We start from the raw sequence: 17847 nt of genomic DNA on the forward strand, positions 1-17847 counted from the left end.
GGCGCCCGTCTCAGCGCCAGCTGGGTAGCCAGAGGTGGTCCTGCCAGTTGCCGGTGGTGATGGGCAGGGCCGTCAGGATCGGCCACAACCAGATGAAATTCGCGATCACCAGGGCGAGATACAGGCATACCGCGAGCAGTCCCAGACTGCGCCGTTCGCTGGGTTCGGCCGGGAGGAAGGAACCGGTGCCGCCCGGAGGTCGGGCGGCCGCTCGCCGCGCGGTGCCGAGGATATCGCCGAAGACCAAAGCCAGCGCCATCACCAGGAACGGGGCCAGTGCGACCGCGTAGAAGTAGTACATCTGCCGGTCCAGCGTGAGGAACCAGGGCAGCAGCCCCGCGCCGTATCCGGTGAGCACGGCCGCGTAACGCCAGTCGCGGCGCACCACGCAGCGCCACAGCCCCCAGATCAGCACCGGCAGCGCGACCCACCACAGCGCCGGGGTGCCGATCAGCATGACGGCCTTCACGCATTCGCTCTGCCCGCAGCCGGTGACCCCGTCGTCGGCGTAGTAGTAGAGCATCGGGCGTAAGCCCATCGGCCACGTCCACGGTTTGGATTCCCACGGGTGATGGTTGCCCGCCGAGTTGGTGAGCTCGGAATGGAAGCCGAGGGTGCGGGAGTGGAAGTACCACAGGGAACGCAGGGCGTCGGGGAACAGATGCGACCAGAAACCGCCCGTGCCGATACCGTCCTCGGGAGCCGACGGGTTACCGGCCATATAGCGGTAGACCGCCGTTTCCTCCCGGAACCAGGCGGCGTAACTGGCCAGGTAGACACCCAGCGGTATCACGACCAGCGCGTACAGCGCCGGGCCGATATCGCGGATCGCGGTGCCGAACAGCGGTTTACGCACACCGTAGGCGCGGCGCGCGGACAGATCGAACAGCACACTCATCAGGCCGAACGCTGCGATGAAATACAGGCCCGACCATTTGGTCCCGCATGAGAGCCCGAGCAGGATCCCGGCGCCGAACCGCCACCAGCGCACCCCCAGTCGCGGACCCCACGGCGTCTCCGCGATCCGGCCCTCGGCGTCGGCGCGGGCCAGGCGCGCCCGGACCTGGTCGCGGTCGACGATCAGGCAGCCGAAGGCAGCGGTGACGAAGAAGGTGATGAAGATATCGAGCATGCCGATCCGCGACGAGACGAAACTCGCCCCGTCGGCGATCAGCAGGATTCCGGCGAACGCGCCGAGCAGGGTGGACCGTGTCATCCGCCGGACGATCCGGATCACCAGCAGCACCAGCAGGGTGCCGCACAGCGCCGCGGTGAATCGCCATCCCCAGCCGTTGTACCCGAACAACGCTTCACCGAGCGCGATCATCTGCTTACCCACCGGTGGATGCACCACCAGCCCGTAACCGGGGTTGTCCTCGATACCGCCGGTCAGGATCTGCCAGCCCTGCGGCGCGTAGTGCTTCTCGTCGAAAACCGGGGTACCCGCGTCGGTGGGGTAGCTGAGCATGGTGAACCGCGTGACGGCCGCGATCACCGTCAGGAACAGGCTGACCACCCAGCCGCGCACGGTATCGGTGGGACCGAAATCCGGTGCGGGCCGCAGCGGTGCCGGGCTCGACCGGGTACGCGGCGGCCGCCAGGACGCGCTCGGGCGCGAGTCGGTCAGCTGATTCACGGCCCCGAGTCTATGGGTGTGCCCCCGGCGCGACGCCACACGCCCGAACCGGTCGCGGCCGAGTCCCCGGAGAGGCGGACATATCGGTCGACCGGAGCAAATCCGCCCACCTCCGCCGTGCCGTAGGCTGCGCTGCGTTCCGCTGCACTTCGCCCGGGTCATCGCCGCCCGGGTCGTGCTGGGCGGTAGCAGCGGAACCCTTACCACTCACCTGATACGTTCCAGGTAGTTGCGGACCGCCGAAACCGGGCCCGCGGTGGCCCCGGAGACACAAGACTGCCGCACCACCACGGAACAGGGTGCCTGAAGCGGACTGTGCACACGAGATCGCAGCCGCGGCCCACAGCAAGGACCGACGTAACCAACGGTGGAGCCGAGTTCAGCGAGGCCCTGAAAGGTTTCGGCCCGTCCCTGCTTTCCGCACTCGATGCAATGCGGCGCAGCCGCGAGCATCGAGTGCGGAAAGCAGGGACCTCAGGGGCCGAAACCCGCGGCGCCGCAGGCGCCGCCAATAGACAAGGAGTGTGGTGACAACGGGCGGACTGGTTCTGGCGGCGACACCGCTGGGGCAGATCGGGGATGCCTCCGCGCGATTGCGGGAGGCGCTGGGGTCCGCCGATATCGTCGCGGCGGAGGACACCAGGCGGACCCGGTCGCTGGCGGATGCGCTGGGTGTGGAGATCCGGGGCCGGGTGGTCAGTTTCTACGACCATGTGGAGTCGGCGAAGGTTCCCGCGCTGTTGGAGGAGATCGCCGCCGGCCGGACCGTGCTGCTGGTCACCGATGCGGGGATGCCGTCGGTGAGTGATCCCGGGTATCGGCTGGTGGCGGCGTGTGCCGAACGGGATCTGCCGGTGACCTGTCTCCCTGGGCCCTCGGCGGTCACGACGGCGCTGGCGCTCTCCGCGTTGCCGGTGGACCGGTTCTGTTTCGACGGGTTCGCGCCGCGCAAATCGGGGCGGCGTAAGGAGTGGCTGGGCACGCTGGTCTCCGAACGGCGGGCCTGCGTGTTCTTCGAGGCTCCGCACCGATTGGCCGACTGCTTGGCCGACGCCGTCGAGATCCTGGGCGGCGACCGCCGGGCCGCGGTGTGCCGGGAACTCACCAAGACCTACGAAGAGGTGGTACGCGGCACGCTGGCCGAGCTCGCGGAGTGGGCGGCCGGTGGTGTGCGCGGGGAGATCACGGTGGTCCTCGCGGGGGCGAGCGCGACCGTCACCGAACCGGAGGACCTGGTCGCGCAGGTCGAGGAACGCGCCGCCGCGGGACTGCGGCTCAAGGACGCCAGCGCGGAGATCGCGGAGATCGCCGGGGTCTCCCGGCGCGAACTCTACGACGCTGTCCTGGCTGCCCGCCGCGCCGCCGTCGAGTGAAGCGGCGCGGCCACGGTCTCACCCCACTGCCGGCCTCGGAGATCACTCGTCGGTTTTCGGCTCCACGTAGCGCGGGAACACCGGTTCCGGGGCGGGCAGGGCGACACCCGGGACCAGCGGGGTGGCGATATCGGCGAAATCGCGGCCCCGCTGGGCGAGTAGGTCCAGGATCTTGGCCGACGAGCCCGGCATCGCCGGCTGGGCCAGGATCGCCACGATCCGGATCACCTCGAGGGTGACGTAGAGGACCGTCGCCATCCGCGCCAGGTCTTCCTCGGTACCGGATTTGCGCAGCGTCCAGGGCGCCTGGGCGGTGAAGTAGCGGTTGGTTTCGCCGAGGGTCAGCCAGATCTGTTCCAGCGCCAGGTGCATCTGCTGCACGTCGAACTCGGCCCGGCAGCGTTCCAGCAGGCCGTTCGCGCGGTCGAGCAGGGCACGGTCGTCGGCGGTGAACTCACCCGGAGTGGGTACGGCCGCGCCGCAGTTCTTGGCGACCATGGTCAGGCTGCGCTGCACCAGGTTGCCGAATTCGTTGGCCAGATCGGCGTTGATCCGGGAGACGATGGCGTCGTGGCTGTAGCTGCCGTCCTGGCCGTAGGAGATTTCGCGCAGCAGGAAGAAACGCACGGCATCGAGGCCGTAGGTGTCGACGAGTTCCAGGGGGTCGACCACATTGCCGACCGATTTCGACATCTTCTCGCCCTTGTTGTACAGGAACCCGTGCACGTAGACGCGCTTCGGCAGTTCGATACCGGCCGACATCAGGAAGGCGGGCCAGTACACGGTGTGGAAGCGGGTGATGTCCTTGCCGATGATGTGCACATCGGCCGGCCAGAACTTGCCGAAGGCGGCGGAATCGGTTTCCGGGAAGCCGACACCGGTGAGGTAGTTGGTGAGCGCGTCCACCCATACGTACATGACGTGGTCGGGGTGGCCGGGCACCGGAACGCCCCAGTCGAAGGTGGTCCGGGAGATCGACAGATCCTTGAGTCCGGCCTTGACGTAGCTGACGATCTCGTTGCGCCGGGTCGCCGGGGCGATGAATTCCGGATGCTCGTCGTAGAGCGCGAGCAGTTTGTCCTGGTAGGTCGAGAGCCGGAAGAAGAAATTGGATTCCTCGGTCCAGGTCACCGGGGTGTTGGTTTCGGTGGAGATGCGGCTGCCGTCGTCGAGCAGCGTGGTCTCCTCCTCGGTGTAGAACGCCTCGTCGCGCACCGAGTACCAGCCGGAGTAGTTGTCGAGGTAGATATCGCCGTTGTCCAGCATCCGCTGCCAGATCGCGATACTGGCGCGCTGATGGTCGGCGTCGGTGGTGCGGATGAACCGGTCGAAGGAGATATCGAGCGATTTGTCCATTCGCTCGAACACATCGGAGTTACGCGCGGCCAGCTCTTCCACCGGAACGTTCTCCGCGACGGCGGTCTGCTGCATCTTCTGGCCGTGCTCATCGGTGCCGGTCAGGAAGAACACGTCGTACCCGTCGAGCCGCTTGAACCGGGCGAGCGCATCGGTGGAGATGTACTCGTAGGCATGCCCGATATGCGGCGCACCGTTCGGGTACGCGATGGCCGTGGTGATATAGAAGGCGGGGCGGTCGACTGCGCTCATGGTGCCTTGATTCCATCATGCGGACCGGTGTGAACCCGACTCGACTGCGTGTTCATGGCATCAGAGGGTACTGGCCCGCGGTTCGCGAGGTGTCGTCACGTGGAGTGGTGGCGGACTCTACTGTGAGAGCCGTGCTCCTTCGTGAATCCGTGCGAACGTCTCACCCAGTTGTGAACTCGGCCGGCCGGCGACCGGTGGCCCGCCGATGAGCGCCCGGCGTCCCGCCCCGCCGCTGCCCGAGCCGCTGGCGCCGCTGGTGGATGCCCATACCCATCTCGACGCCTGCGGGGCCACCGATGCGGCTTCGGTCGCGGAGATGGTCGATCGGGCGGCCGGGGTGGGGGTGGGCCGGGTGGTGACCGTCGCCGACGATCTGGCCGCGGCACGCTGGGCAGTGGATGCCGCGCATTGGGATGATCGGGTGTATGCGGCGGTCGCCCTGCATCCGACGCGGGCGAATGCGCTCGACGAGGCGGCGCGGGCGGAGCTGGAGAAGCTGGCGGCCGATCCGCGGGTGGTGGCGGTCGGGGAGACCGGGCTCGACTACTACTGGCCGGGCAAACTCGACGGCTGCGCCGATATCGAAACGCAGATCGAGGGTTTCCGCTGGCATATCGATCTGGCCAAACGGATCGGTAAACCGCTGATGATCCACAACCGGGAAGCCGATCACGATCTGCTGACCGTGTTGCTGGACGAAGGCGCCCCGGAGACGGTGATCTTCCACTGTTTCTCCTCGGACGCGAATATGGCGCTGTCCTGTGTGGCCGAGGGCTACATCCTGAGTTTCTCGGGGACCGCGAGTTTCAAGAACGCGCACGAACTGCGCGAGGCGGTGAAGGTGGTGCCGGACGACCAGTTGCTCGTCGAAACCGATGCGCCGTATCTGACTCCGCACCCGTATCGGGGCGCGCCCAACGAGCCGTACTGCCTGCCGTACACCGTGCGGGCGCTGGCGGAATTGCGGGCGCAGGAACCGATGGAATTGGCGGAGATAAGCACGGCGAACGCGCGCCGCGTCTACCGATTCACCGCCTGAAACCGTCCACTGGGAAAAGTGAGTTGCCTCACAGTTTTCCGCGCTGCGTTCCGTCTAGCTGCGTCTCGGCGGATGTATTCGCCTCCGGAGTCGCCGGGCCGATTCGTTGCGGTTGTCGTGACCCTCGACCTTCGTTATCGTCCCGTGACCGTGTCACCCTTTGCGAGGATCAACTCCTCACGCTCGCCCATGCTCTACGTGGCAATCGCTGCTGTACTGCTGACCCTGATGGTCGGCGCCGGTGCGGCCATCGCCACCCACAATTCCCACAGCGACCGGGCGCATTCGGCCCCGCCCGCTCACTCCTACCAACTGCCGCTGCCCCAGCCCGCACTCGTCTAGCCGTATATGCGGGGCTGCCGACCGGCACACCCCGTTAGGTCCACCCCATACCGGACCTCATTCGATGGGTCCACATCCCCGGGTGGGGCCCGCCCGGTTCTGGAGCGACGGAGCGGGGGAGCGAAGCGGAGGAGCGCAGGAGTGAAGAACCGGGCCCCCAAGGGCCCCACCCTCGAGACGCGGAGCGTCTCCAAAATTACAGCCCGCCCCTTCGCGGAGGGTCTCCCGTGGTAGCGGGTTGACCAGGTCCCCAGCCCCGCGCCGCGGAGCGTCCCCAAGATTACAGCCCGCGCTTTCACGGATCGTCCACTCCCCAGCAGGTTCGCCAAGTCTCCGCTCCCGCGCCGCGGCGCGCCTCCGAAATACAGCCGCCCCCTCTGGGCGGTTCCCTCCCGGGTCGGTTCGATCTGGCTTCGACCTGCCCGCCGGAGCCGGCGCCGGAAACCCAGTTGGTAAGTTCGCCCGGTGTCGGATGCCGAGATGATGGCGCGTGGTGAGGTGGCTCTGCTGGGGCCCGCGCAGGTGCGGGAGCTGGCCGAGCGGCTCGGTGTCCGCCCGACCAAACAGCTCGGGCAGAACTTCGTGCACGACGCCAATACGGTCCGGCGGATCGTGACCGCGGCCGGTGTCGGGCGTGCGGATACGGTGCTCGAGGTGGGGCCGGGTCTGGGTTCGCTGACCCTGGCGCTGTTGGATGTGGTGGATTCGGTGCTCGCCGTCGAGATCGACCCCGTGCTGGCGTCGCAATTGCCCGATACGGTGCGGGAACGGGCCGCAACCCTGGCCGGCCGGCTGACCGTGGTGCCCGGTGACGCACTGCGGGTCCGCGCGGATATGTTGCCGGCCGCGCCGACCGCCCTGGTGGCGAATCTTCCCTACAACGTGGCTGTTCCGGTCCTACTGCATCTGCTGGCCGAATTCCCGAGTATTGCTACGGCATTGGTGATGGTGCAGGCCGAGGTCGCGGATCGCCTGGCCGCGCCGCCGGGGAGCCGGGTGTACGGCGTACCGAGTGTGAAGGCCGGTTTCTACGGCACCGTCGCCAAGGCGGGCGCGGTGGGCCGGCAGGTGTTCTGGCCGGTGCCGCAGGTGGAATCGGGGCTGGTACGGGTGGACCGGTTTGCCGAACCGCCCTGGCCGGTGGATGAATCGCATCGGTTGCGGGTGTTCGAGGTGATCGATCTCGCGTTCGCGCAGCGCCGGAAAACGTTGCGGGCCGCGCTCGCGGGCTGGGCGGGGAGCCCGGTGGAGGCGGAGCGAAGGCTGGTCGCCGCGGGTATCGCGCCGACCGCACGCGGGGAAACCCTCGATACCGCAGCCTTCGTCCGCCTCGCCGCGCAGGCCGGCGATCAGCTCGCCAGTTCGTAACCCGCTTCGTCCACCGCGGCCGCGATATCGGTATCGGCGATTGCCGCGGCGGCGTCGACCACGACCCGGCCCGAGGTGAGATCGACGTCCACGCTGGTGACGCCGTCGATTTTGCCGATTTCCGATTTCACCGCCTGGACGCAGTGGCTGCAGGTCATACCGCTGACGGTGTAAGTGCTGGTGGTGGACATGGTGTCTCCTTCGCGCTCGGCCCTCTGTCGGGACGCCACGAAATATACCCCCCGGGGGTAATTGGTGCAAGGGTGATGCGGTCCGGGTCACTGCGCGGTCTTCGGATGGTCCCCGCCCAGTGGCACCTATTAGGCTTGGGCACCGTGCTGTCCGTTGTGCCCAGTCCCGTCACCGTGCGGGCACCCTCGAAGGTCAACCTCCATCTGGGAGTAGGTGACCTGCGCGCCGACGGCTACCACGAGCTCACCACCGTTTTCCAGGCCCTGTCGCTCGCCGACGATCTGGAGATCGCGCCCGCCAACTCGCTCACCCTGCGAGTCACCGGGGAAGGTGCGGCGGAAGTCCCCACCGACCGCACCAATCTCGTCTGGAAGGCGGCGGTCCGGCTCGCCCAGCTGGCGGGCCGCGCGCCGCTGGTGGAAATCACCATCGACAAAGGTATTCCGGTAGCCGGCGGAATGGCCGGCGGCAGCGCCGACGCGGCCGCCACGCTGGTGGGCCTCAACGAACTCTGGGAACTGGGCCTGCATCGGGACGAACTCGCCGCGGTGGCCGCCGAACTGGGCAGCGATGTGCCCTTCGCCCTGCACGGCGGGACCGCACTCGGCACCGGCCGCGGGGAACGGTTGCTTCCGGTGCTCTCGCGCAATTCATTCCACTGGGTGCTGGCCCTGGCGAAGGGCGGGCTGTCCACGCCGGAGGTCTTCACCGAGCTCGATCGGCTCCGCGTCCAGGGTAAACCCCCGCGCCTCGGCGAACCCCAGGCTCTTATGCAGGCCCTGGCCTCCGGAGACGCGCACCAGCTCGCCCCGCTGCTCGGCAACGATCTGCAAGCCGCGGCGGTATCGCTGCGCCCCGACCTGCGCCGCACGCTCCGTGCCGGGGTGGAGGCCGGAGCGCTGGCCGGCCTGGTATCGGGCTCCGGCCCGACCTGCGCCTTCCTCTGCGAAACCACCGAATCTGCCGTCGCCGTGGCAGCCGAACTCTCCGGTGCCGGAGTTGCCCGCAGTGTGCGGACGGCGACCGGCCCGGTGCCGGGAGCACGCATAACCGGCCAGGAAGAACCGCATCACCCGTTCCCGGAACCACCGGCCCCCGGTCCACGCCGGGCGTGATTCGTTCGGCCGGTTCTGTATTCAGCCGACTGCGTGCAGTCACCGATGGACGATTCGAGCCTCGACCGTGGCTTGTGACGGCGACCGGTCCGGTGCTGGGAACCCGGGCGACGAGCCCCGGAAGAACGGCAACACCTGCCGCCGGAGCCGTCGGCGCGACGCAGTCCGCGGGGTGGCTTCGGGCTGAGCCGCTGTCGTGCACGGCGCACGGTGTGCTGCGGCCGGGCGGTGGGTGGCTACCGGACCGGCCGGTTCCGTCGGCCGGGCGGTGCTCGACCCCGGCGGCGGTCGGCCGGTGCGGGCGCCTCGATAGGCTGGTCGGGGTCGCGTATCGGCGTGGCCGGCAGCGGAGGCGGAAGGATTCATGGCCAACCTGATCAATCTCGAACAGGTCAGCAAGAGTTTCGGGATCAAACCACTGCTCGACGGGGTCTCGCTGGGGGTGCATGCGGGCGAGCGGATCGGAGTGGTCGGTCTCAACGGCGGCGGTAAGACCACGCTGCTCGAGGTGCTGACCGGGATCGAGGAGCCCGACGGCGGCCGGGTCAGCCGGCTCGGCGGACTGCGGATGGCCGTGGTCACCCAGCGCGGGGTGCTGCCCGCGGGCGCGACCATCGGTGAGGTGGTGCTGGCCGGTCTGGCGGACGACGCGCCGACCGGGGATATCGCCGAACACGAGTGGGCCGCGGATCCCCGGATCCGCTCGATACTCGACGGTATCGGGATCGCTGGGCTGGGCCTGGACACCACCGTCACGAATCTGTCCGGTGGGGAACGCCGCCGGGTCGCGCTGGCCGCCGCCCTGGTACGCGATCTGGATCTGCTGGTACTCGACGAACCGACCAACCATCTCGATGTTGAGGGCGTGCAGTGGCTGGCCGAACATCTGCTGGCCCGGCGTAGTGCGCTGGTCGTGGTCACCCACGACCGCTGGTTCCTCGATACCGTCGCGACCCGCACCTGGGAAGTGGTCGGTGGTCGCGTGGAAACCTACGAGGGCGGCTACGGCGACTGGATCTTCGCGCGCGCCGAACGCGCCCGCCAGGCCGACGCGACCGAGGCCCGGCGGCGGAACCTGGCGCGCAAGGAACTGGCCTGGTTGCGGCGGGGGCCGCAGGCCCGCACCTCCAAACCGCGCTACCGGGTGGAGGCCGCGGAGGCGCTGATCGCCGATGTCCCGCCGCCGCGCGACAGTGTGTCGCTGGCGTCGTTCGCCAAGAAGCGGCTGGGCCGGGTGGTGGTGGAACTCGAGGACGCGACCCTCACCACGCCGGACGGCCGCGAACTGGTCCAGGAGCTGACCTGGCGGCTGGCTCCCGGCGAACGGGTCGGCCTGGTGGGCGTGAACGGGTCGGGTAAGACCACCCTGCTGCGGGCACTGGCCGGTGATGTCGAACCGGTCGCGGGCAAACGGGTGCAGGGACAGACCGTACGGATCGGCTGGCTGCGGCAGGAACTCGACGACCTCCCCACCGATATGCGGGTGCTCGAGGCGGTCCAGGAGATCGCCATGCGGATCACTCTCGGGGAGGGCAGCAAGGCGCTGGAACTGTCCGCCGGCCAGCTCGCGGAACGACTCGGATTCACCCCGGCGCGGCAGCGCACCCCGGTCCGGGATCTCTCGGGTGGCGAACGCCGCCGGTTGCAGCTCACCCGCATCCTCATGTCGGAGCCGAATGTGCTGCTGCTCGACGAACCCACCAACGACCTCGATATCGACACCCTGCAGCAGTTGGAGGATCTGCTCGACAACTGGGCCGGAACGCTGGTGGTGATCAGCCACGACCGCTACCTGATCGAGCGGATCTGCGATAGCACCTGGGCGCTGTTCGGCGACGGCAAGCTCACCAACCTGCCCGGCGGGATCACCCAGTATCTGGCCCGGCGAGCCGAACTCGAGGCCGGCGACACCGCCCGGCAGGCGGCGTCCGCTTCCGCGAACCGGGCCGAGGCCCCGCAAACCGATTCGGCGGCCTACCGCGCGGCCCGTAAGGAACTCTCCCGCCTGGAACGCGCCATCGACAAACTCGGCGAACGCGAGGCGAAGTTGCACACCGCGCTCGCCGCGGCGGCGACGGAGCCCGAGAAACTGGTCACCCTGGGCGCCGAGCTGAAAGAGGTGCAGGCGGAGAAGGGAACCGCCGAGGAACGCTGGATGGAACTCGCCGACCAGGTCTGAGCGGTCGTCGCCCACCGGCCGGTCGTGCCGGGTGCTCCGTGCCGGCCGCCGCGCCGCGCCAACACTGATCGTCGACGACCCTGCGCCCCGGCAGGGACCGGGCCGGGATCGCTGTCCGCGCTACCACGGGCCCGAGTGGCGCCGCACAGAGCAGTGCGCGCGGTATCTGATCGGTCACGGGTGCCGGACGGGGGCTGCGCCGGTCGGCGGAGTCGCCGACAGTCCGGCGGCCGGAGATCCGGACCGGCCGCGCGCAAGGGTGTTCCGGTTTCGCCGCCCGTCACGGCCCGGCGAGCCCGGGAACGACCTCGAACCCGACGACGAGTCGCGCAAACTGGGCGGCCACAGTCGCCGACCGGCTGGTAAACCGCCGGAGCACGCTGGGCACGGCCCTCATCAGGGGGTGCCGGTGGCGGGATCTTCCTCACCGGCGATGGGCAGGCTGGTCTGCACGAATTCGCCGCCGAAGGTGGTGAGGGCGATGCCCCGGTGCTGGAGTTTGCCCCGGCCGCCGGCCTGTTTCAGCAGGTCGGCCACCGCGGTCTGGGCTTCCAGGAGCTGGTAGCGCTCCGGGGTGCCCACGGGTTCGGGCAGTGTCTCGATCAGGCCCACACGCCGCAGGTTGTTCAGGTAGCGCTGGGCCCGCTCCGGATGCCGGAGCCCGGCGTGCTCACCGATCATGCTCACACCGAGATCGTCCGCCCCGGATCGTGCTTCCCCGGACCGGCGGGCGCGCCGCGACGATCTGCCGCCGCGCACGGTCACGGTCGGCTGTGGTCCTTCGAGGCCCAGCAACCGCAGGATGCGGGCTTCGTCGGAGGTGAGTTCGGCCAGGATCCGGGCGAACGCCGGATGCCCCTCGTCGGGTGCCCGCGTGCTGGCGGCCAGGCGCAGCAGCGCCGCGCCCTGTTCCCGCAGCGATCGTTCGGTCGGGGAGGTGCTGGTGGACGATTCCGTGGCGGTGACTCCGAGCGCCAGGCGCAGCGCCTCCCGGATCTGCCGGGTCGCGTCGGTGCGGATCTCGGCGGGCGGCTGTCCGGCCATACTGCCGCGTACCACCGTCTCGGTGACATCCAGCGCGGTGTGCACACCCCACCGCGCGGTACCGGACACCACCGACGCCGCGACCCGCGCGACCCCGCTCACGGCGCGCACCGCCGCGACGGGTCCGATAGGGCCCGCCGGATCGCGCTGCTCGCCGGGTTGTCCGGGTTCGCCCGGACTGTCCGGCTCGCCGGGTTCCTCGTTCACAGCCATGTGGTCGCTACCCCCGTTCCGAACACCAGGATATGCGCGTATCCCGCGAACAGCCCGAGGACACCGCCGTGTACGAACAGCAGCCATTCGTCCTGTTTGATGGCCGAACGCAACATATCGACGAAATCGTTCGGTGAGAGCTCCGACATCTGCTTGGCGATATAGGCGCCGATCTGCTTGCCCTGGCGTTCGTTGAAATCGGCGTCGGCGAACGCCAGCGGGGCGATGGCCATCGCCTCGGAGGTCAGGGTCTGGGTCAGTGACTGGTAGTCGCGGTTGCCGAGCACCAGTTTCACCGCGCCGCGCGCCGGGCCCAGGGCGCGATCGGCGGCCGGTCGCAGGGTGTCCTCGAGCATCTGCAGGGTGCGATCCGATTTGGGTCCGTTGAGTAGTTCGTCACCGATATTGGCGACCGTCATCACCTGGGTGGAGACGAGTTCGGCGTAACCGTCGGTGATTTCGTTCTGCCGTTTGATCAGCAGGCCTTGCCGCCACGGGCACCACCATTTCGGCTCGGCGGGCGCGAAGATCATATTCAGGCCCACCCAGTTGACCACCCAGCCGATGATCACCCCGCCGATCGGCAGGACCGCCAAGGTCGGCCATCCGGTCGTGTGCAGGATCGCGACCAGCACCACACCCATCGGGGCGCCGAAATACAGACCGAAATTCTGCATGAAACGCAATTCCTTGGCGCCCAGCACCTGAAACAACTGATTGAGCAGCTGGGGGCGGGCCTGGAAGTAACGGATCACCATTTGTTTGACGTCGAGCAGCTGGTCGATGTTCGCGCCCAGTTCATCGGTGAGTTCGCGCAGAATATCCGGTAGTTGCTGGCGGACCCGCGCGTGCACCATCTCCCGCAGCTGGGACGGCAGGTTGTACCAGAGCTGCGGGTGGTCGCGGCGCAGGATGTTCTCGACGATATCGCGGATCTGGGTTTCGGCGGTCAGCGCGAGATGCTCGGCGAGCGCATCCGGTTCCAGTTCGCGATAGAAATCGGCGACACTACCGAGTTTCGAAAGTCCTTTGTCCACGGCGATACTGGCCATTTTGTCGGCCCGTGACGGCACGATGCCCTGCCAGCCGAAGCGGCCGTCGTGGCTCAGCAGCGGCAGGATCTGGATCCGCTTGGGCAGGTACGGGTACAGGTACCGCAGGCCGGGGACCCGGATACCGTGAAAGGCGATCGGCCGGAACAGCATCAGCACGCCGGTCCAGTTGGTGATGTAACCGATGACGCCGGTGAACAGCGGAATGGTCAGTAATTCCAGGAGGATCGTCGGGTGCACCCCGAACACACTCTCCAACACGACACACCCTCCTGCTCCCGGTGATCGCCGCCTCACCGGGACTTCAAATTAGCACCACAGCCGGACCGTAACCGCGCTGCGGCGGCCATCCCACCGGCAGCGCAACCGGCCGCGACACATTAGTGTCTCAGACGTGAGCCGGATCCATGGTCCGGCGCGGGGCTATCACCGTAGATGGGCAATAATCGGTGAGCGGGATTCGTTCATCTGGCGATATCGGAGTAGACGTGGCAGACGACAGGACCGGACAGGAGTTCACCCGGACCGGTTCCCGGCCCGTGCAATGGAGTCCGCCGGCCGGAACCGGCCCGGATCCGGCGCCGAAGACGAGCCCCGACCCGGCCGATGTCGTCCGCCGGCCGCCGTCGAGTGTCGAACGCAGCGCCGATGTCGAGCAGCGGCAGATCAGCAACGAGGCCCGGCTCATCCGCGGCGTTTTCCGAGCGGCCGGGGTCGCGGCGGGCAGTGTGGTGCGCGGTGGGCAGTGGGCGGCGAACACGTCCTTCGAGGTCACCCGGGAGATCACCCAGGCGGCCTTGGACGGGGAATCCTCGGCCGAGATCGCCGAGCGCACCGGTAACGCGCTGCGGTCCATCGCGCGCAGTGCGCTCGGGGTCACCGAGGGGTCGGTGCGCGAAATCGTCAGCTATGTGCCGACCGGGCAGGCCTCCGGTCAGCAGACGGTGGCGGTGGGCTCGTATATGCGGTCGGCCACCGTCGCCGAGCTCCGTAAACGCGGGGATGCGCTGCTGGCCCGTTCGGCCGATGTCTACTTCACCGAAGAGGTGCATCCCGCCTACGACCGGATACTCGACGAACTCGCCCCCGACGAGGCCCGCATCCTGCGCTATATGGCCCTCAACGGCCCGCAGCCGACGGTCGACGTGCGCACCAACCGCCCGCTGGGTATCGGATCCGAGCTGATCTCCGGTGGGCTGACCTCGGTACCGGAGCAGGCCGGTGTGCGCTACATCGACCGGGCCCGGTCGTATCTGATCAATCTCAGCCGCCTGGGTCTGACCCATAATTCCGACGATCCCGTGGTACTGAGCCGCTATATGGTGCTCGAGGTCCAGCCGATCGTGGAGGACGCTTTGAAAAAGGCGGGTCGAGCCCCGAAAATCGTGCGCAAAAGTCTGCGCCTGACGGAGTTCGGTGAGGATTTCTGCCGTACCTGTTTCACCATCGGCAACGGTCAGCGGCCCTGACAACAGCCCTGCCTGCCCGGGTCACGGATCGCCGCGCGCACCCGGCCGGAAACCACCGCTGACCGGCCCGGATTCGACCCCCGTAATAACGCCGACGCTGGATAGCAATCCGATACAGATCTGAATAGCCTCCCAATTTGTCCATTTCAGGTGGGATGGTGGAGATATGGACCAGGGCGAGGAGCGCAACGATCCGGGGCCGCACCCGGGTGGTTTTCCCCGACGGCCGGGCCAGAGCAGTGAAACCATGGCCTTCTCCGGTGCCGCGCTCGCGGCGGCGCTGGGCGCCGGACTGGATATATCACTCCCGCCGCGGCTCGAACCCGAAACGGAAGTGCCGCTGACCATGGGACCCGCGCGACCGAACACCTCACGCCCGACGGCATCCGCCGCATCGGAGGATGTCCTGGAGATCCATCGCCTCAAGTTCCGCTATGTCCGGACGTTGGACAGCAAGCTCTGGGACGACTTCGCCGAGACGATGATCCCGGAAGCGACGGCCACCTACAGCGAATACCTGCAGTTCGAGTCCCGGGAAGCTTATTTGACTTTCCTGCGCAACACCCTGGGCCCGCACGTCATCACCGAGCACCGCTGCGATCACCCGGAGATCGATGTGAACGGCGATCGGGCCACCGGGATCTGGTACCTCTCCGATACGGTGCTGATTCCCGAGAACAATATGCTGCTGCGCGGCGCCGCCTTCTACACCGACGAGTACGTCCGCTGCGACGACGGCCACTGGCGGATCGCGCATACGGGCTACGAACGCACCTACGAGGTGGTGCTCTCGCTCAGCGATCTGCCCAGTCTGCGGCTGACCGCCAACCGGTGGGGGCTGACCCAGCATTCGGACGGTGTCGAATCGGTCGAACGCGACCCACGGGAGACCGCGACGCGCAACGAGGCACCCGAGGAGTCCATCGGCGGCAGCGACCAGGAATACCCGGGCCCTGAGCACCGGGCGGCGGGCTGACCGATCACGCTGCTCGCCGAGTGCTGTCGTGGGAGGCGCTTCCGCGGGGAGCTGGGCAGTTGGCCTGCGGGCCGCACGGTTGCGGAGGCCGGGTTCCGCTGCCGACCGAGTGGTTGTGTTGTGCGGCGAACGGTCGCGTCATCGAGCGGCCGGCGCCGGCTGCCCGGGCCGCCACCCGAGCGGCCCGAACTCGCGGCGGGCCCGGTGTATCGCAGCGGCCGGGCGATTGCGTGGGGGGCCGGGCGGTTGCGGCGGGGGCCGTGTCAGGCTCAGTCGGCGGCGGCGACCAGCGGTTCCAAGGTGAGTTCCGGCATTTCCTTCTGGATGTACTGCAGCCGCCATTTATCGCTGAACACCGCGAGAATCGCTCCGTCGCTGCGCGTGAACACCTCCACCCCGCGCTGGCGGTCCAGTTCGGGGGCCGAAGCGGCATCGGTGCGCCGGGCAATGGTGTACGCGAGATGGTCGAGCTGGGTTTCCACCCCGAATTCGCCCTGCATCCGGGCGGTCACCACCTCGAACTGCATCGGGCCGACCGCGGCGAGAACCGGGGAGGCGTCGCCGCGGGAATCGTTGCGCAGCACCTGCACCACGCCCTCGGAGTCCAGCTGGTCGATCGCTTTCCGGAACTGCTTGTACTTACCGGCGCTGCGCGCCCGCAGGGCGGCGAAATGTTCGGGGGCGAACGACGGAATCGGCGGGAACTCGACCTTCTTGTCGACGAACAGGGTGTGCCCGGGCGCGAGCGCGGTCGCGTTGACCAGGCCCACCACATCACCGGGGTAGGCGGTGTCGACGGTTTCGCGTTCCCGGCCGAAGATGGTCAACGCGTATTTGGTCGCGAACGGCCGGCCGGTCTGCGCGTGGGTGACCACCATGCCGCGTTCGAACTCACCCGACACGATGCGCATGAACGCGAGCCGGTCGCGGTGGGCGGTGTCCATCCCCGCTTGCACCTTGAACACGACGGCACTGAACGGGTCCTGCGGGTTACGCGGGCTGCCGCCGATATCCGCGCGCGAACCCGGTGCGGGCGCCAGCTCGACCAGTGTTTCCAGGATCTGCCGGACACCGAAGTTCAGCATGGCCGAGGCGTAGATCACCGGTGAGGTCTGCCCGGCCAGGAACAACTCTTGGTCGTGGTCCTGCCCGGTGGCCGACAGCAGTTCACTCTCCTCCGCCGCGGTGGTCCACGGCTCGCCCTCTCTGGCTTCGGCCGATTCGGGCGTGAGTGATTCCTCGGGCGCGATGGTCGCACCGCCGGCGGTGCGGGTGAAATGGATGTATTCGGCGGCCGCGCCCTCGGGGCCGCGACGCAGCAGGCCACGGAAATCACCCGCGATACCGACCGGCAAGAACAGCGGGGTCGGGGTCAGGCCGATCCGTTCCTCGATCTCGTCGAGCAGTTCCAGCGGGGCCCGTCCGGGACGATCCCATTTGTTGATGACGGTGATCACCGGGATGCCCCGGTGGCGGCACACCTGGAACAGTTTCAAGGTCTGCGGTTCCAGACCCTTGGCGGCGTCGATCAGCATCACCGCGGCGTCCACTGCCGTCAGCACCCGGTAGGTGTCTTCGGAGAAATCGGAGTGGCCCGGAGTGTCGACGAGGTTGATCACATTGTCGATATCGGAGCCCGCGGCCCGGTAGTTGAACTGCAGCGCGGTGGAGCTCACCGAGATCCCGCGCGCCTTTTCCATCTCCATCCAGTCCGAGACGGTGGATTTGCGGCCCGCCTTACCGTGGATGGCGCCGGCCTCGGAGATCTTGCGGGCATGCAGCGCGAGCGCTTCGGTGAGCGTCGATTTACCCGCATCGGGATGCGAGATCACGGCGAAGGTGCGGCGCCGCGACACCTCGCCGGCCAATCCGCGCGCGGCGGGCGCGGCGCCCTCGGTGGAGGCGGTCAACGGAGGAAACCTTTCGGCGGGAGTTCGGGAACAACCGTTCAGGCTACGTGACCGCCGTACCGGGACCGGCGCCCGGCCGCGCTCCGGGGCCGCTCGCCTGCTGCACCGGAACCGCGAGGGTTCGACACCGCTCCCAGGACAATCTGGCGAGCGCGCACCCGGCGCCGGCTCGGCACCACCTATCCGAGGTTCGACTATCCGAGGCTCGGTCTCGAACCGCGGGGTTCGATCCGAACCTCACGCAAGCACTGCGCGGTGCCGAGTCTTACGAGGCCCTGCAAGGTTTTGGCCCGCGTGGTCGTTCAGCCCTCGATGCGATGCGGCGCAGCCG

General features: G+C 68.2%; 14 protein-coding genes. 8 read left to right on the forward strand and 6 right to left on the reverse strand.

Annotated features, from left to right (window positions below; genetic code table 11):
• Positions 1–10: 10 nt before the first annotated feature.
• The gene (locus ACFWPH_RS16450) at positions 11–1636 is read right to left on the reverse strand and encodes a dolichyl-phosphate-mannose--protein mannosyltransferase (RefSeq protein WP_378751706.1); all 1626 of its coding nucleotides are present in this window, start codon (positions 1634–1636) and stop codon (positions 11–13) included.
• A gap of 527 nt (positions 1637–2163) precedes the next feature.
• Between ACFWPH_RS16450 and rsmI the strand changes: the two genes are divergently transcribed.
• Complete coding sequence (rsmI, locus tag ACFWPH_RS16455) at positions 2164–3009, forward strand: 16S rRNA (cytidine(1402)-2'-O)-methyltransferase (RefSeq protein ID WP_378751708.1); 846 nt, start codon at positions 2164–2166, stop codon at positions 3007–3009.
• 42 nt (positions 3010–3051) lie between these two features.
• Here rsmI and metG read toward each other — a convergent pair whose 3' ends face one another.
• Entirely contained in the window at positions 3052–4617 is a 1566-nt protein-coding gene (gene metG / locus ACFWPH_RS16460) for a methionine--tRNA ligase (RefSeq protein WP_378751710.1), read from the reverse strand.
• A gap of 205 nt (positions 4618–4822) precedes the next feature.
• Between metG and ACFWPH_RS16465 the strand changes: the two genes are divergently transcribed.
• From ACFWPH_RS16465 to rsmA, 3 genes are all read left to right on the forward strand, one after another.
• A complete protein-coding gene (locus ACFWPH_RS16465) occupies positions 4823–5656 on the forward strand; it encodes a TatD family hydrolase (RefSeq protein WP_378751712.1) in 834 nt (277 codons plus the stop codon).
• A 189-nt stretch (positions 5657–5845) separates the two neighbouring features.
• Positions 5846–5998: a hypothetical protein gene (locus ACFWPH_RS16470; protein WP_378751714.1), complete on the forward strand. Its 153-nt coding sequence runs from the start codon at positions 5846–5848 to the stop codon at positions 5996–5998.
• Between the two features lie 480 nt (positions 5999–6478).
• The gene (gene rsmA / locus ACFWPH_RS16475; protein ID WP_378751795.1) at positions 6479–7366 is read left to right on the forward strand and encodes a 16S rRNA (adenine(1518)-N(6)/adenine(1519)-N(6))-dimethyltransferase RsmA; all 888 of its coding nucleotides are present in this window, start codon (positions 6479–6481) and stop codon (positions 7364–7366) included.
• Here rsmA and ACFWPH_RS16480 read toward each other — a convergent pair.
• On the reverse strand, positions 7348–7557 hold the full coding sequence (locus ACFWPH_RS16480; protein WP_378751716.1) for a heavy-metal-associated domain-containing protein: 210 nt from the start codon (positions 7555–7557) through the stop codon (positions 7348–7350). The genes rsmA and ACFWPH_RS16480 overlap by 19 nt on opposite strands.
• A 144-nt stretch (positions 7558–7701) precedes the next feature.
• On the opposite strand from ACFWPH_RS16480, the gene ACFWPH_RS16485 reads away from it, so the two are divergent.
• Positions 7702–8673 (forward strand): 4-(cytidine 5'-diphospho)-2-C-methyl-D-erythritol kinase, encoded by a 972-nt coding sequence (locus ACFWPH_RS16485; RefSeq protein WP_378751718.1) that lies wholly within the window; start codon positions 7702–7704, stop codon positions 8671–8673.
• A 364-nt stretch (positions 8674–9037) separates the two neighbouring features.
• Positions 9038–10852: an ABC-F family ATP-binding cassette domain-containing protein gene (locus ACFWPH_RS16490; protein WP_378751720.1), complete on the forward strand. Its 1815-nt coding sequence runs from the start codon at positions 9038–9040 to the stop codon at positions 10850–10852.
• A gap of 396 nt (positions 10853–11248) precedes the next feature.
• Here ACFWPH_RS16490 and ACFWPH_RS16495 read toward each other — a convergent pair whose 3' ends face one another.
• Both ACFWPH_RS16495 and ACFWPH_RS16500 read right to left on the reverse strand, forming a co-directional pair.
• Complete coding sequence (locus tag ACFWPH_RS16495) at positions 11249–12109, reverse strand: Abi-alpha family protein (protein WP_378751722.1); 861 nt, start codon at positions 12107–12109, stop codon at positions 11249–11251.
• Positions 12100–13422 (reverse strand): hypothetical protein, encoded by a 1323-nt coding sequence (locus tag ACFWPH_RS16500; protein WP_378751724.1) that lies wholly within the window; start codon positions 13420–13422, stop codon positions 12100–12102. The genes ACFWPH_RS16495 and ACFWPH_RS16500 overlap by 10 nt, the downstream gene beginning before the upstream one ends.
• A gap of 227 nt (positions 13423–13649) precedes the next feature.
• Between ACFWPH_RS16500 and ACFWPH_RS16505 the strand changes: the two genes are divergently transcribed.
• Together ACFWPH_RS16505 and ACFWPH_RS16510 are read left to right on the forward strand one after the other, a co-directional pair.
• Entirely contained in the window at positions 13650–14630 is a 981-nt protein-coding gene (locus ACFWPH_RS16505; RefSeq protein ID WP_280414452.1) for an Abi-alpha family protein, read from the forward strand.
• Between the two features lie 346 nt (positions 14631–14976).
• Positions 14977–15606: a nuclear transport factor 2 family protein gene (locus tag ACFWPH_RS16510; RefSeq protein ID WP_378751797.1), complete on the forward strand. Its 630-nt coding sequence runs from the start codon at positions 14977–14979 to the stop codon at positions 15604–15606.
• Positions 15607–15875: 269 nt separating this feature from the next.
• On the opposite strand, the gene ACFWPH_RS16515 is transcribed toward ACFWPH_RS16510, so the two are convergent.
• Positions 15876–17516 (reverse strand): peptide chain release factor 3, encoded by a 1641-nt coding sequence (locus ACFWPH_RS16515; protein WP_378751726.1) that lies wholly within the window; start codon positions 17514–17516, stop codon positions 15876–15878.
• Positions 17517–17847 lie beyond the last annotated feature (331 nt).

This window comes from Nocardia sp. NPDC058499 (genome assembly GCF_042719915.1).
Lineage (GTDB): Bacteria > Actinomycetota > Actinomycetes > Mycobacteriales > Mycobacteriaceae > Nocardia.

Bases quoted from the DNA above. Each gene is read 5' to 3' on its own strand.
- ACFWPH_RS16495 (WP_378751722.1), bottom strand. From the start codon at position 12,109: ATGGCTGTGAACGAGGAACCCGGCGAGCCGGACAGTCCGGGCGAACCC.
- ACFWPH_RS16480 (WP_378751716.1), bottom strand. From the start codon at position 7,557: ATGTCCACCACCAGCACTTACACCGTCAGCGGTATGACCTGCAGCCAC.
- ACFWPH_RS16465 (WP_378751712.1), top strand. From the start codon at position 4,823: ATGAGCGCCCGGCGTCCCGCCCCGCCGCTGCCCGAGCCGCTGGCGCCG.
- rsmA (WP_378751795.1), top strand. From the start codon at position 6,479: ATGATGGCGCGTGGTGAGGTGGCTCTGCTGGGGCCCGCGCAGGTGCGG.
- ACFWPH_RS16490 (WP_378751720.1), top strand. From the start codon at position 9,038: ATGGCCAACCTGATCAATCTCGAACAGGTCAGCAAGAGTTTCGGGATC.
- ACFWPH_RS16510 (WP_378751797.1), top strand. From the start codon at position 14,977: ATGGGACCCGCGCGACCGAACACCTCACGCCCGACGGCATCCGCCGCA.
- ACFWPH_RS16470 (WP_378751714.1), top strand. From the start codon at position 5,846: ATGCTCTACGTGGCAATCGCTGCTGTACTGCTGACCCTGATGGTCGGC.
- metG (WP_378751710.1), bottom strand. From the start codon at position 4,617: ATGAGCGCAGTCGACCGCCCCGCCTTCTATATCACCACGGCCATCGCG.